Origin of the sequence: Bacillus sp. (in: firmicutes), assembly GCF_031983925.1 — a bacterium.
Taxonomy (GTDB): Bacteria; Bacillota; Bacilli; order Bacillales; family Bacillaceae_G; genus Bacillus_A; species Bacillus_A pacificus.
In genome coordinates, this window is the sequence record NZ_DALYZR010000004.1 from 140182 (window position 1) to 152891 (window position 12710).

Consider the following 12710-nt stretch of genomic DNA (forward strand, 5'->3'; position numbering starts at 1 on the left):
AAATATGAAGCATATTACGCGTCGCTCCGTCCCATCGTCCCCTTTCATTTACAGTAAAAAAAGACAGTTTAAACACTGTCTTTTCTTACAGGAAGGAAACAAACGGTTTATCGCTGTTTTTCTCTTTTATAACAATTGCCTCAATTTTATTCTCGGACTTTATCTGCAATTGTACTTTTGCATCTTTCGGTAATTGGTCTAACATACTTTGAGCGGCGAGTTGAGTAAGAGCCATTAATTCTGTTTTACCGTTATATTTAATAACAATATCCATATTTAATGTATCCATTTGATTTTTCTTATAAGAAACTTTAGCATTTACTGGGATAAAGTCTCCAGGAGAAAAACCTTTCATTGCCTCAGCAAATTTATTTATTTTTTCATTATCTTCTCCATGCGCTTGTGTAAATTCGTCAGAAGGATATGAATACGCTTTTTCTTCAATCGCATTCCAATTTCCAAGGTTCGTATCATTCTTTTGAACGGTAGCACTAGCAATATACGTGCCATTTTTTAAAGAACTTGTACTTTCTTGCTTAAAGATAGCAAACGTAATTGGGGATTTATTATACTTGCCATTTTTATGAATAGCTTCTATAAGTTGTCCAGCCACTTCAGTTCCTTTAGAAAGCGCTTCTTCATTTGATACACTTGACGACATTGCTAACCCAATCACAACGCCAGATAAACTTAATTCATTTGAATTCTGCTTCCCGAAATAGTCTTGTTCTATAATATTTGTCAAAACGGGTGCTTTTACTTTTGCGACTAGTTCATCAACTAACTTCTCAGGAATATACTGATTTAATTGTAGCACATGATTTTCTGTATCAAATTGCTCTTTTGCAATATTCATTAAACCATTTTCATACTCTGCTAAATCTAATTTAGAATTTGTTGTTATATTAGCTGTATTTATAACCTTTTGTTCTTTTAAAGGAATTACAGTTCTATAATAATCTTTAGAAACAGCAGTTCTCGGAATCATGCTTTTTTCTTTCGTATCTTTCTGTATAACTTCATCCTTCTTACTAATCGTATCATTACTACAAGCTCCTAGTAATAAACTTACGACTGCGAAGGATAATGCCATTTTCTTCATTACTTAAAACCTACTTTCAACAATCTAGTTATTTAGTTTGAACTATTAACAGTTTACCATTAAATATATTTCAACAAAAACAAAAAAAAGAAGCAAGCACCTTTCGCTTGCTTCTTTTTACTTAATATTCTCTTCTAAAGCGTCTTTTTTAATGTTCCAATGAGACGTATTCCATACTACCATCCCATCTTTTATGTATAACACTTGTGGAGATTCATGTTTCATGCTGTACTGTTCTGCAACACGATTCGAAACATCTCTCGCATCTTGTACGTATAAGTAGTACGATGGTACCGCTCTTTCTTCACTACAATAAGCTTGAAATTCTGTATAGGCACCATGACTAATCGGGCATGTCGTACTATGTTTAAAAAGAACATAAGGCTCGTTTTTTTCTATTAATACTTCGAGCTCTTCAATTGTTTCAAGTTTTGTCATATTCATTACGATTCACCTCTCATACGAAGTCTAGAGCGCTTCTCTTTCTTTTCAGCTTTTTTCTCAAGTCTTTCTAATTTACGCTCTTCTTTTTCAACCTTTTTCTCTTGCCTTGTCGCACGATAATGATTGTATACTTCAATTGCTGCGCTACTCCACTGTACAACTTGCGCTACTTTATCTGCATTATTTTCAATTTCGTCCGTAACAGACTCTGATACATTACGAAGTTTCGTATTTAAGGAATGGATTGTCGTTCCAATTCCATCTACACCCGATACTACTTTATTTAATGATTGTGACTTCTGTTGAATGTCATCAGCTAACGCATTTGTTTTATGTAATAATTGCTCCGTCTCTACGCTAATTCCTTGCATTTGCTTTTCTAAACCTTCTAACGTGCTTGCAACGTTTTCTAACGTCTTCTGAACTGATAACAACGTTCTGCATACATACACTACTAATACAGCGAAAGCAACCGCGATAATAGCCGCACTTACATATAAAAGAACTTGCATTTCATCACTTCCTTTATCTTTTTCATACTTTCTCCTATTATACAATCATTTTCCGTTTCGTTCTAATCCCTATCTTTTCATTAGAATTTTCATACTTATTCGTTAACTTTAACATAAATGATTCAACAAATTCCACTAAGTAGGTTACAATAGGAGAGGATACATAATTAGTAGGGAGGCTTTACATATGAAAGATCCACGTATTGAAAAGTTAGCATACAATTTAATTAACTACTCTATTCGCTTACAAAAAGGCGAAAAAGTATTAATTGAAAACTTTGGCTTACAAAAAGAACTTGTAACTGCACTTGTAAAAGAAGCATATGCAGCTGGTGGTTTCCCATTCGTTTCTTTAAAAGATCATCAAGTAGATCGCTCTTTATTAATGGGTGCTACTGAAGAACATTTTGAACAAATCGCTGCGTATGAAGCAAGCGTAATGAAAGATATGGACGCTTATATCGGTCTTCGCTCTGGCGATAACATTAACGAACAAGCTGACGTGCCAAGTGAAAGAATGCAAATTCATGGTCAAACAGTTGGTAAGAAAGTTCATAGAGACATTCGCGTTCCAAAAACACGCTGGGTTGTTCTTCGCTACCCAAATGCTTCTATGGCGCAGCTTGCTAAAATGAGCACAGAAGCTTTCGAAGACTTCTACTTCGAAGTTTGTAACTTAGACTACGGTAAAATGGATAAGGCGATGGATAGCCTTGTTACATTAATGAATAAAACAGATAAAGTGCGCCTAACTGGTCCTGGAACTGACTTAACATTCTCTATTAAAGACATTCCAGCAATTAAATGCTCAGGTCATTTAAACATTCCAGACGGTGAAGTATACTCTGCACCAGTTCGTGATTCTGTTAATGGTACAGTTTCTTACAACACGCCATCTCCTTACAACGGTTATACATTTGAAAATGTACAACTTAAGTTCGAGAACGGCCAAATCGTTGAAGCAACTGCAAACGATACAGAGCGCATTAACAAAATCTTCGATACAGACGAAGGCGCACGCTACGTTGGTGAGTTCGCAATCGGCGTAAACCCATACATCTTACATCCAATGGGAGACATCCTATTCGATGAAAAAATCGATGGCAGCTTCCACTTCACTCCTGGACAAGCTTACGATGATGCATGGAACGGTAACAACTCGAACATTCACTGGGATTTAGTGTGCATCCAACGTCCTGAATACGGCGGCGGCGAAATTTACTTCGACGACGTACTAATCCGTAAAGACGGACGATTCGTTGTACCTGAATTAGAAGCTTTAAACCCAGAGAACTTAAAATAATGAAAAACGCTCGGGATTTTTTCCGAGCGTTTTTTTAATACTTTAATAAGTCTTTCGCCACATCTTCTGGCACTTTAAAACTCATCTTCTTATTTTTCATTTCAACTTCAACATACGGGACATCTTTATATACTGTCATCGTACCTATTTCATGTAATTCCTTTTTATCTTTACTCGACTCCGATAATTTTGTTGTACCTTCTTGATACATTTTAAATGTTTTCCCTTGCGGAGTATCTAAAGGAGCCGACTGCATTTCCCACTTATCCATTTTCATGACTTCAAACAGCTTTTCAATTTCTTTCTTATCGGTAATTACTTTCTTTTCACTTGAATCAGTAAGTGATTCAATTTCAACTTTTTGTGCCTTTTCTAAGTTTAGATCCGTCTTTTCCTTCTTTGTACTACATCCTAGTAAAAGAAAGGATACGGTTAGCAGAAATACAAATAACATAAGGACTTTTTTCATTTCTAATTCTCCTAACTATATAGAGCTACTTTTCTCGCCTTTCGTTTGCTGAAAATGAAAATAATATAAAAGCACCACTGCAATCGTACCTATTAATATTGGTACATATAAAGGCAGATCCCATTTCATATATACTCTAGTGCAACCAACAAGCACAAATAATATTTCTAAACAAAACAAAGGTTTTACATATTTCATTTCTTCCCTACCATTTCTATTTTCACATTTGGATTCTCTTTCTCAATAAGCGCCAAAAATTCATTCATATGTTGCGGCATCGCAACCATATGTACTTTGTATGCATTTGTCGTAATTTCAAGAGATTTCCCAACTTGACGAATGATTCTTATCTCTTTCAATACGATATCATCATTTAAAATACCGTACTTTAATACACCATTTTCTACTTTATGCTGTTTAATAAATACTTCCCAAACGAGTGGTACATTAACAAGGAAGCATAAACCCATTCCAATTAACGCTGTCATCCACTGCTCTTTATTTGTGACAATCATGACAAGTGGATACACAAACATAAAAGCTAACGTGAGACAAACGAAAATGACTACTGACTTACTTCTTTGAATCGGAAAATTCATATACGCACCCCCTATCCTAAATTATACCACTTTTTCCATTTTATTAATAAAAAAAGGCCATTTCTACATGACCTTCTTAAACAATATATCTATAAAATTTCTTATCCACCTGCAACACTGGAAAACTTTTTGGCAACTCATCTATACTCACACTTTGAAAACCATTCTTTTCATAAAAGCGATGTGCTGCTAAAAATTTAACTGTCGTTCCTAAGTAAATATCTTTCAGCTTTTTATTCTCAGCCCACAAAATTGCTGTTTGGAGCAACTTATGTGATGCGCCCCACTCTTTTCCGCGAAATTCTTTTTTTACGAACATTTTTCTTAACGCTACTTGATGATTCCCAATATCTAATAAAGCTACTGTTCCAACTACTTTACCATCATAAATTGCTACCCAAAAGTTGCCATGATTCCTTTGATAAAATGTTTCTATTTCAAGCAGGTCCGGCTGCTCTTCTTTCGTAATGGGAACATTGTACTCTTTTTGCTGAATATGAACGATAAGATCTACTACTTCATCTTGAAACGTACTTTCATACGGAATAATGCGTATCTTCCCGTTCATCGAATCTCCTTCCACTCTGAAGCTAGTAAACTATATACTGCGACATCATGAAAATGATCGTATAACCATTCTTCATCTCTTAAAACACCATCTAACTTAAACCCTAAACGTTCTGGAATAGCGCGACTTTTCACATTTTCAACACCGCATCTAATTTCCATTTTATTTAATTTTAAATTCTCAAATGCATAGTGAAGTACAGCCTTCACGCTACGCGTCATAATACCTTTCCCACCAGCATCTTCTGCAAGATAATATCCGAGACTTGCCGCTTTCTTCCCCCAGCTCACTGGATGAATACCTACCATCCCAACGAGCTTTCCTTTATAACGTATGCCACTTTCAAAACCGTCTCCCTCTGCAAACTTCTTTAACCACATCGGACAAATCTCATTATAAGCATCAGCAGATTTCGTCCCATCTACCCAAGGAAGCCATCTTCTTAAATGATTGCGGTTTTGATTTATTAATTGATATAATTCCTCTTTATGATGCTTCTCTAATAATTGTAATTCGATTTCGTCGTCTACCCGGAGTGTGAACATGTTTTTTAGCTCCCCTTTTTATTTTTCTTATTATTCTAACATTTTTCGGATGAAAAATGTTCAATATTCACACTTCCCTTTTTTTATTTGTATAAAACCAGAAGAACACAATACTCCCGTAATAACTAATATCATCCCTATACATTGTGCGGGTGCTATATTTACTCCCTCTACAAAAGAAATAATCATTGTAACTACAGGCACTAGATTAAAAAATAAAGATGTCCTTGCTGCACCAATTTGAGCAATTCCATTATTCCACCATAAGTAACCAAGCACACTCATTCCAATTGCCATAAAGAGAATCGCTCCCCATGCCAACAAAGGAATTTCTAAAACTGGTACTATACTTTTTTGTGTAGAAGATATGATCATAAAGGCAAGTGCACCAATAGTCATCGTATATGTCGTCGTTTGTATTGGATTACCAGTTTTAATAAACCTTCTGCCTAGCACGCCGTATAACGCCCAGCAAATATTCCCTAATAAAATATAAAAATCCCCTTTTGAAAATGATAAATGTTGTAGTATTGTAAACGAACCTTGTGTAAGTACAAAAACAACGCCAATTAATGCAAGTAACATTCCAATACCTTGGCGCTTCACAATTTTCTCTCGTAAAATGACACTTGCTAACAGCGTCGTAACGAGAGGATTTGTCGCCATAATAAGTGCACCATTAACAGCTTCTGTATATCTCATTCCTAGAAAGAAAAAGAAGTTAAAGCCGAATACACCAACAATACCTAGCAAAAGATAATAGGTCCTATTCTGCATCCATACTTCCAAATCAAAATCTTTTCGTATTTTTAACAAACATAACATCACAAATGCAGCAATCCCAAAACGCCATGCTGCTATATGAATTGCTTCGAAATACTGCACCGCATATTTCGAAGCATTAAATGTCCCACCAGTAAATATCGCAAAACCTAATAACTGCGTATATACTTTATTTTTCATTGCCGGCCTCCAAGTCTTTTTCTTCTAAAAAACCGTAATAAATTTCTAACTTCTCCTCCGTTAGCTGAACAACTTTTTGTAATTGTTCCTGCTGTTCTTTTAACCTTTCTAAATGAGTTGTTAAAATTGAAATTCTCTTTTTTACTTTCGCTGGTACTTCCTCTTTCTTCTGCCTAATTTCCTCTATAATGCACCCATCACTTGCAAACTCAGCCATCTCTTCTAATGACATTCCGGTTTGTTTTAATGAATATAAAAATTTTAATAAACGTACATCGCCTTCTGTATATTGACGAATACCGCTATTTCGCGTTGGTGGTGGTAATAAACCTAATTTCTCATAGTAGCGCAAAGTGTGAATGCCCATCCCTGTTAATTCTGCTACTTCACCGATTTTATACATGTTCTCTCCCCCTTGTTTTTACATATTCATCTTACAACCTAGAGTTAGCTCTAGGTCAATACGAAAATAAAAATCCACTATATACGATTGATATCTAGATATGAATCATATATAGTTAAAGTATGGAAAAAAATGATAATTTTATAATTCAATTACGTAAAGGTGTTTTTGATCTCGCTATTTTGTCTTTAATAAGCAAACAACCTATGTACGGATACGAAATTACAAGTGCATTACAAGATATCCCTGTGTTTCATATCCCAAACGGTTCGATCTATCCTATATTAAATCGAATCACGAAAAATAATTGGGCTGTTTCCTATTGGGAAGAGTCTGGTGATGGCCCAAAAAGAAAATACTATCGCATTACAGACGAAGGGAGAGAAATTTTACATAATCGCTTACATGATTACGAGGCAGTTTATCATGCTCTAATGTTACTAGCTAAAGGAGAGGATAAAAAATGAACAAAGAACAATTCTTTGCAAATGAACTCATTGCTTCTTTCTTACATGACCTCCACAAAGGTTTAATGAACTTACCTACATCAGCAAGAGAGCAACACATGCTAGAAATCAAATCCGATTTATACGAAAATGCATTATGTAAAGAAAGTGAAGGGATACCATTAGGAATCATTCCTTCACAAGTGATTGAAGAATTTCTTCCTCCAAAAAAATTAGCAAAGGAAATTGCAGCAGAATATACAGACGTTATTCAAGATGTACAGCAATCTACAAATACATTTATTAAATACTTTACAGGTTTTTCAATTGCTCCACTTGGCGCTCTATCAATACCGATTGTACTTGGTTTTATCAATATTTCAGCCTGCTTGCCATTTTTACTAGCCTTTATCGCCAGCAACATTTGGTTTATTTGTAGAAAAAATCATTGGAATACAAAGCAATTACAATTTTTAAAAACAGTGATTTCCTTTAGTACTAGCGCTTTGATTGCACTTCCATTTGCATTTTTCGCGATTCGAATTATGATTACAAAACAATTCGATATGTTTTCATTCTATTATTTAATTGGATATGTACTTTTTAGTTTACTGTATATCGTTTTCTTAAAACAAAACTACAAAAAGAACAATACGCACCAACATATCAACGCTTTTTAAATATATCAAACACAACAAAAAAAGACGCACAGCTAAGCTATGCGTCTTTTCTATTACTTCTCTGCAACTTGAACTTCTTTTACGTAAGCTGCTTCGAATTTTTGGATGTCTCCTGCTCCCATGAAAATGAGAACGCCGTTTTTATGTTTCTTTAATACATCCGTTGTTGTATCTGTAATTAATTCTGCACCGTCAATACGCTTTTGCAGATCTTCGATTGTTAATTCACCTTTGTTTTCGCGCGCTGATCCGAAAATATCACATAAGTATACTTGGTCAGCTTTGCTTAGGCTTTCCGCGAACTCATCTAAGAACTTTTCTGTACGTGAGAATGTGTGTGGCTGGAATACAGCGACAATTTCACGCTCTGGATGTTTTTGACGAGCTGCTTCAATCGTTGCATTAATTTCTGTCGGATGGTGTGCATAGTCATCAATAATAACTTGCTCTCCCATTGGCTTTTCATTAAAGCGACGTTTTACGCCTTCAAAAGTTGTTAGCTGATGCTTAACTGCCTCTACATCAACGTTTTCATAATGGCAAAGCGCGATTACTGCTAATGCATTTAATACGCTGTGGTTGCCGTATCCTGTAATTTTGAATGTGTCATAGTACGTATTACGAACGAATACATCGAAAATAGTACCATCTGTTCTCTTTTGAATGTTACGTGCTTGGAAATCATTATCTTCTCCAAATCCATAGAAAATAACAGGTACTTTCGCTTGAATTTTTTGAAGTTCTTCATCATCTCCACATGCAATAATGCCTTTTTTCACTTGCAATGCCATCTCTTGGAATGCACTGAATACATCATTGATATCTGTGAAATAATCCGGATGATCAAAATCAATGTTTGTCATAATCGCATAGTCTGGATTGTAAGACAAGAAATGACGACGATACTCACAAGCTTCAAATACAAAATACTTACTATTTTCTACCCCATGCCCTGTTCCATCTCCAATAAGGTAAGATGTAGGGTGTGCACCTTGCATTACATGGGCTAACAAACCAGTTGTTGATGTTTTTCCATGTGCACCAGTTACAGCAACACTTGTGTATTGATTCATAAGGTCACCTAAGAAGTGATGGTAACGATGTACTGGGATATTTAATTCTTTTGCTGCTACGATTTCTTCATGCGTATCAGGAAATGCATTTCCTGCAATAATCACTTGTCCTTCTTTTACATTACTTTTATCAAAAGGAAGAATCGAGATACTACGCTTTTCCAACGCTGTTTGTGTAAAGAAACGCTTTTCATAATCAGACCCTTGAACAGTATGCTTCATGTCATGAAGAATTTGCGCTAATGAACTCATTCCTGTTCCTTTAATTCCTACAAAATGGTAAACTGTCATCTTAAAGAACCTCCAACATTTCGAACTAATACAACGGCCTATCTATAAGACAGTATATGAATCTTTTCTTATTTTGGTAATCATCATACATTTTTGATGTAGTGAAGTTATTCTTCCCTTCACTTATCAGGATAAACTCGTACGTACTTCTTTTTTATGTCCATAACAAATCCATTATAGCAAAAAAGAAGCCGCTATACTATGATAACAGAAAAACTGATAGGGTCAATCACCTATCAGTTTTTCTCTCTTTTACATATCTTCTCTTTTTTCTAATTGAACACGCTCTAAACGTGGGTTTGGACGATATTTACGACCAGCTTTCGCTTCTGGTTTTCCATTTAATTCTACATTATCACCAGTAAAGCCAATATTCATTTTTAATAAGCTACTTCCTACTCCGTATATATCAACAGGTACGTTTTGAGCTTCAAATTCACGAATACGCTTCTCATCAAATCCACCAGTTACAACGATGTCTACATGCTGGAATCCTTCTTCATCAAGTGCTTTACGAAGTGCGAATACGAGCGATGGGTTTACACCACGTGGATCGAATGTTCCAAGTACTTCTGGGTGGCGAATGAAGTATTGATCAATCATCGTGCGGGACGTATCTACACGTACACCTTTTAATGTTGATCCAAATTCACGCGCTACGCGAAGTGCATCTGTAATAACATCATTGTTGTAATCAATTAATACAACTAATTCATCTTCTGGGAATTTCTTATGATATGCTTTTGCTGCTTCCACAACATCACCATTAAACATTTGAATTAATGCGTGAGGCATTGTCCCCATACCACTTTTGCCCCACCATTCATTCATCGCATGCGTCGCTTGTGCGCTCATACCTCCGATGTATGCTGCATAACCGTCACCAGCTTGTTGTGTATAATGATCATCACGATCTCCCATGAAAATAACTGGTTTTTCTTTATCTACGCTACGCGCAGCTTGGACAACGTTATATACGTTTGTCGCAACCGATGTACGACGAGCTAAAATCCCATCAATGACACCTTCTAAAAATCCGAAATTTTCATAAGGACCATGAATTGTTAACACTGTTTCAAATGGACTAATTTTATCGCCATCTTTTAAAGAGTTAATTTCAAGTTCCTCAGGATTTTTAGCAAATGTTTGTAGCAATGCAATGACTTCATCTGTTCCGCAAAGAACTGCATTTTCCTTTTGGAAAAATTGCATCGTTACAACACTTTTCGGGCGAAATTCTTCGATGATTTCTCTAGTCTTTAAAAAGTAAACGGCAGAGAACCAACCTTCTCCAACGCGTTCGTCAAATTTAAATGTTTTATTTGTTAGTCTATTTATTTCACCTTTTAATTTTAATTCAATTTCTTTCATGTCGCTTTACTCCCTACTTTACTATCCAACATTTTCTCTTAGTATACAGCAAAACCGTTTACTATACATTTGTTTCCTGCATAGCGGCAAATTCATCCTCTGAAATAAGGACATCTCTTGGCTTCGTTCCTCTACCTTCAGAAATAATTCCTTGCGATTCCATCTCTTCAATGAGACGTGCCGCGCGATTATAACCGATGCGGAATTTTCGCTGTACAGAAGATGTGGACGCTCCCCCTTGTTCTACAACAAATTGACATGCATCAAGGAACAATTCGTCTTCCGACTCAGCCTGTTCTGTTTTCGCTAATAAATCCTCTTGCTTAAATAAGTAATTCGGTTTCATTTGCTTTTTCACATGATCAACTGTCTTTTCAATCTCATCATCCGATACATATACACCTTGTACACGAACTGGCTTAGATGTACCGTTCCCTAAGAATAACATATCACCACGGCCAAGTAATTTCTCCGCGCCCCCAATATCAATAATCGTACGCGAATCAACTTGAGATGATACAGTAAACGCAATACGCGTTGGAATGTTTGACTTAATTAAACCTGTAATAACATCTACAGATGGACGCTGCGTCGCTACTAATAAATGAATACCACAAGCACGTGCTTTTTGCGCAATACGACAAATCGCTTCCTCAACATCACCAGGTGCTACCATCATTAAGTCGGCTAACTCGTCAATGACAATAACGATATAAGGTAATGTCTCTCCCGGAATTTCTCGCTCACTTACAATCGTATTGTAACGAGTTAAATCACGAGCTCCTGCGTGCGCAAATAATTCATAACGGCGCTCCATTTCTTCAACTGCCCATTTTAATGCAGCTGTCGCTGCTTTTACATCCGTAATAACAGGTGCTACAAGATGTGGAACAGAATTGTATGGTGCAAGCTCAACCATCTTCGGATCAATTAACATTAACTTCACTTCATGTGGTTTCGCTTTATATAAAATGCTCGTTAAAATGGCGTTAATACACACACTTTTACCAGAACCTGTTGCACCCGCAATAAGTCCGTGTGGCATTTTTCGAATATCCGTTACAATTGGATCACCTGAAATATCAAGTCCAAGCGCAACTGTAAGCGGTGATTCGCTCTTTGTAAACACAGGACTTCTTAAAATTTCACGAAGAAATACTGGCTTACTTTCTTTATTTGGAACTTCGATTCCAATCGCACTCTTCCCTGGAATCGGCGCTTCAATACGAATATCTTTTGCCGCTAAACTTAGCTTAATATCATCACTTAAGTTTGTAATTTTATTTACTTTCACACCTGGATCTGGCTGTACTTCAAAACGAGTTACTGCTGGACCTTGCGATACATTAATAACATGTGCGCCAACGTGGAAATTATTAAACGTTGTATCTAATAATTCTTTCTGTTCTTCCAACCATTCCGTATTATCTAACGCCGCTTGCTGCGGAATCGATAGCAATGTTAATGACGGAATCGTATACGTCGGTGGTGTTTGCAATACATTTCGCACATCATTCTCTCTTTGATTTACAACATATGCTTTCTCTTCTACTTCCGTACTTGAAATTGGCTTTTGTACTTGTTGAGATTCTACTACCACTTGCTGCACTGGACGTTCTTCTACTTGTGGTTCTACTACTACTTGCTGCATTGGTTTTTCTTCTGCTTGTGGCTCTACTACTTGCTGCATTGGTTTTTCTTCTGCTTGTGGCTCTACTACTTGCTGCACTAGTTTCTCTTCCACTTGTGGCTCTACCACCACTTGCTGCATTGGTTGTTCTTCCACTTGTGGTTCTACTGCCACTTGCTGCATTGGTTGTTCTTCCACTTGTGGTTCTACTGCCACTTGTTGCATTGGTTGTTCTTCCACTTGTGGTTCTACCACTACTTGCTGCATTGGTTGTTCTTCCACTTGTGGTTCTACTGCCACTTGCTGCATTG

16 protein-coding genes are annotated in these 12710 nt (G+C 36.3%); 3 read left to right on the top strand and 13 right to left on the bottom strand.

Annotation, left to right across the window (positions count from 1 at the left end; genetic code table 11):
* Positions 1-85 precede the first annotated feature (85 nt).
* The 3 genes from RTP99_RS15625 to RTP99_RS15635 all read right to left on the bottom strand — a co-directional run bounded on the left by RTP99_RS15625 (position 86) and on the right by RTP99_RS15635 (position 2058).
* Complete coding sequence (locus RTP99_RS15625) at positions 86-1102, bottom strand: CamS family sex pheromone protein (RefSeq protein WP_000738012.1); 1017 nt, start codon at positions 1100-1102, stop codon at positions 86-88.
* A gap of 117 nt (positions 1103-1219) precedes the next feature.
* A complete protein-coding gene (gene ytxJ / locus RTP99_RS15630) occupies positions 1220-1546 on the bottom strand; it encodes a bacillithiol system redox-active protein YtxJ (RefSeq protein ID WP_001057461.1) in 327 nt (108 codons plus the stop codon).
* Positions 1546-2058, bottom strand: coding sequence for a DUF948 domain-containing protein (locus RTP99_RS15635; RefSeq protein WP_001197726.1), 513 nt, complete (start codon positions 2056-2058; stop codon positions 1546-1548). The genes ytxJ and RTP99_RS15635 overlap by 1 nt, the downstream gene beginning before the upstream one ends.
* A gap of 187 nt (positions 2059-2245) precedes the next feature.
* On the opposite strand from RTP99_RS15635, the gene RTP99_RS15640 reads away from it, so the two are divergent.
* Positions 2246-3361 (top strand): aminopeptidase, encoded by a 1116-nt coding sequence (locus RTP99_RS15640; RefSeq protein ID WP_000654739.1) that lies wholly within the window; start codon positions 2246-2248, stop codon positions 3359-3361.
* A 34-nt stretch (positions 3362-3395) separates the two neighbouring features.
* Here the strand turns inward: RTP99_RS15640 and RTP99_RS15645 are convergent, their stop codons facing one another.
* From RTP99_RS15645 to RTP99_RS15675, 7 genes are all read right to left on the bottom strand, one after another.
* Complete coding sequence (locus RTP99_RS15645; RefSeq protein ID WP_000757109.1) at positions 3396-3830, bottom strand: hypothetical protein; 435 nt, start codon at positions 3828-3830, stop codon at positions 3396-3398.
* A gap of 15 nt (positions 3831-3845) precedes the next feature.
* Positions 3846-4028, bottom strand: a complete 183-nt coding sequence (locus RTP99_RS15650; RefSeq protein WP_000878352.1) for a hypothetical protein — start codon at positions 4026-4028, stop codon at positions 3846-3848.
* On the bottom strand, positions 4025-4429 hold the full coding sequence (locus RTP99_RS15655) for a PH domain-containing protein (protein WP_001010639.1): 405 nt from the start codon (positions 4427-4429) through the stop codon (positions 4025-4027). The genes RTP99_RS15650 and RTP99_RS15655 overlap by 4 nt, the downstream gene beginning before the upstream one ends.
* 76 nt (positions 4430-4505) lie before the next feature.
* Positions 4506-4997 carry a GNAT family N-acetyltransferase gene (locus RTP99_RS15660; protein WP_001013457.1) on the bottom strand — a complete coding sequence of 164 codons (492 nt, stop codon included), beginning with the start codon at positions 4995-4997 and terminating at the stop codon, positions 4506-4508.
* Complete coding sequence (locus RTP99_RS15665; protein WP_000494674.1) at positions 4994-5542, bottom strand: GNAT family N-acetyltransferase; 549 nt, start codon at positions 5540-5542, stop codon at positions 4994-4996. The genes RTP99_RS15660 and RTP99_RS15665 overlap by 4 nt, the downstream gene beginning before the upstream one ends.
* Positions 5543-5602: 60 nt before the next feature.
* A complete protein-coding gene (locus RTP99_RS15670; RefSeq protein ID WP_011040769.1) occupies positions 5603-6505 on the bottom strand; it encodes a DMT family transporter in 903 nt (300 codons plus the stop codon).
* On the bottom strand, positions 6495-6908 hold the full coding sequence (locus tag RTP99_RS15675; protein WP_000276601.1) for a MerR family transcriptional regulator: 414 nt from the start codon (positions 6906-6908) through the stop codon (positions 6495-6497). The genes RTP99_RS15670 and RTP99_RS15675 overlap by 11 nt, the downstream gene beginning before the upstream one ends.
* A gap of 122 nt (positions 6909-7030) precedes the next feature.
* Between RTP99_RS15675 and RTP99_RS15680 the strand changes: the two genes are divergently transcribed.
* Both RTP99_RS15680 and RTP99_RS15685 read left to right on the top strand, forming a co-directional pair.
* Positions 7031-7375, top strand: a complete 345-nt coding sequence (locus tag RTP99_RS15680; RefSeq protein ID WP_000414138.1) for a PadR family transcriptional regulator — start codon at positions 7031-7033, stop codon at positions 7373-7375.
* Positions 7372-8034, top strand: a complete 663-nt coding sequence (locus tag RTP99_RS15685) for a DUF1700 domain-containing protein (RefSeq protein WP_001031370.1) — start codon at positions 7372-7374, stop codon at positions 8032-8034. Before RTP99_RS15680 ends, RTP99_RS15685 begins: the two co-directional genes overlap by 4 nt.
* A 53-nt stretch (positions 8035-8087) precedes the next feature.
* On the opposite strand, the gene murC is transcribed toward RTP99_RS15685, so the two are convergent.
* The 3 genes from murC to RTP99_RS15700 all read right to left on the bottom strand — a co-directional run.
* Positions 8088-9398 carry a UDP-N-acetylmuramate--L-alanine ligase gene (murC, locus tag RTP99_RS15690; RefSeq protein WP_000219470.1) on the bottom strand — a complete coding sequence of 437 codons (1311 nt, stop codon included), beginning with the start codon at positions 9396-9398 and terminating at the stop codon, positions 8088-8090.
* 252 nt (positions 9399-9650) lie between these two features.
* Positions 9651-10769 carry a nicotinate phosphoribosyltransferase gene (locus RTP99_RS15695; protein WP_000658369.1) on the bottom strand — a complete coding sequence of 373 codons (1119 nt, stop codon included), beginning with the start codon at positions 10767-10769 and terminating at the stop codon, positions 9651-9653.
* Positions 10770-10830: 61 nt separating this feature from the next.
* A partial coding sequence (locus tag RTP99_RS15700) for a DNA translocase FtsK (RefSeq protein WP_312366210.1) occupies positions 10831-12710 on the bottom strand: 1880 nt, incomplete at its 5' end.

Bases quoted from the DNA above. Each gene is read 5' to 3' on its own strand.
- RTP99_RS15625 (WP_000738012.1), bottom strand. From the start codon at position 1,102: ATGAAGAAAATGGCATTATCCTTCGCAGTCGTAAGTTTATTACTAGGA.
- RTP99_RS15655 (WP_001010639.1), bottom strand. From the start codon at position 4,429: ATGAATTTTCCGATTCAAAGAAGTAAGTCAGTAGTCATTTTCGTTTGT.
- RTP99_RS15635 (WP_001197726.1), bottom strand. From the start codon at position 2,058: ATGCAAGTTCTTTTATATGTAAGTGCGGCTATTATCGCGGTTGCTTTC.
- RTP99_RS15640 (WP_000654739.1), top strand. From the start codon at position 2,246: ATGAAAGATCCACGTATTGAAAAGTTAGCATACAATTTAATTAACTAC.
- RTP99_RS15645 (WP_000757109.1), bottom strand. From the start codon at position 3,830: ATGAAAAAAGTCCTTATGTTATTTGTATTTCTGCTAACCGTATCCTTT.
- RTP99_RS15675 (WP_000276601.1), bottom strand. From the start codon at position 6,908: ATGTATAAAATCGGTGAAGTAGCAGAATTAACAGGGATGGGCATTCAC.
- RTP99_RS15685 (WP_001031370.1), top strand. From the start codon at position 7,372: ATGAACAAAGAACAATTCTTTGCAAATGAACTCATTGCTTCTTTCTTA.
- RTP99_RS15680 (WP_000414138.1), top strand. From the start codon at position 7,031: ATGGAAAAAAATGATAATTTTATAATTCAATTACGTAAAGGTGTTTTT.
- RTP99_RS15670 (WP_011040769.1), bottom strand. From the start codon at position 6,505: ATGAAAAATAAAGTATATACGCAGTTATTAGGTTTTGCGATATTTACT.
- RTP99_RS15650 (WP_000878352.1), bottom strand. From the start codon at position 4,028: ATGAAATATGTAAAACCTTTGTTTTGTTTAGAAATATTATTTGTGCTT.
- RTP99_RS15665 (WP_000494674.1), bottom strand. From the start codon at position 5,542: ATGTTCACACTCCGGGTAGACGACGAAATCGAATTACAATTATTAGAG.
- ytxJ (WP_001057461.1), bottom strand. From the start codon at position 1,546: ATGAATATGACAAAACTTGAAACAATTGAAGAGCTCGAAGTATTAATA.
- RTP99_RS15695 (WP_000658369.1), bottom strand. From the start codon at position 10,769: ATGAAAGAAATTGAATTAAAATTAAAAGGTGAAATAAATAGACTAACA.
- RTP99_RS15660 (WP_001013457.1), bottom strand. From the start codon at position 4,997: ATGAACGGGAAGATACGCATTATTCCGTATGAAAGTACGTTTCAAGAT.
- murC (WP_000219470.1), bottom strand. From the start codon at position 9,398: ATGACAGTTTACCATTTTGTAGGAATTAAAGGAACAGGAATGAGTTCA.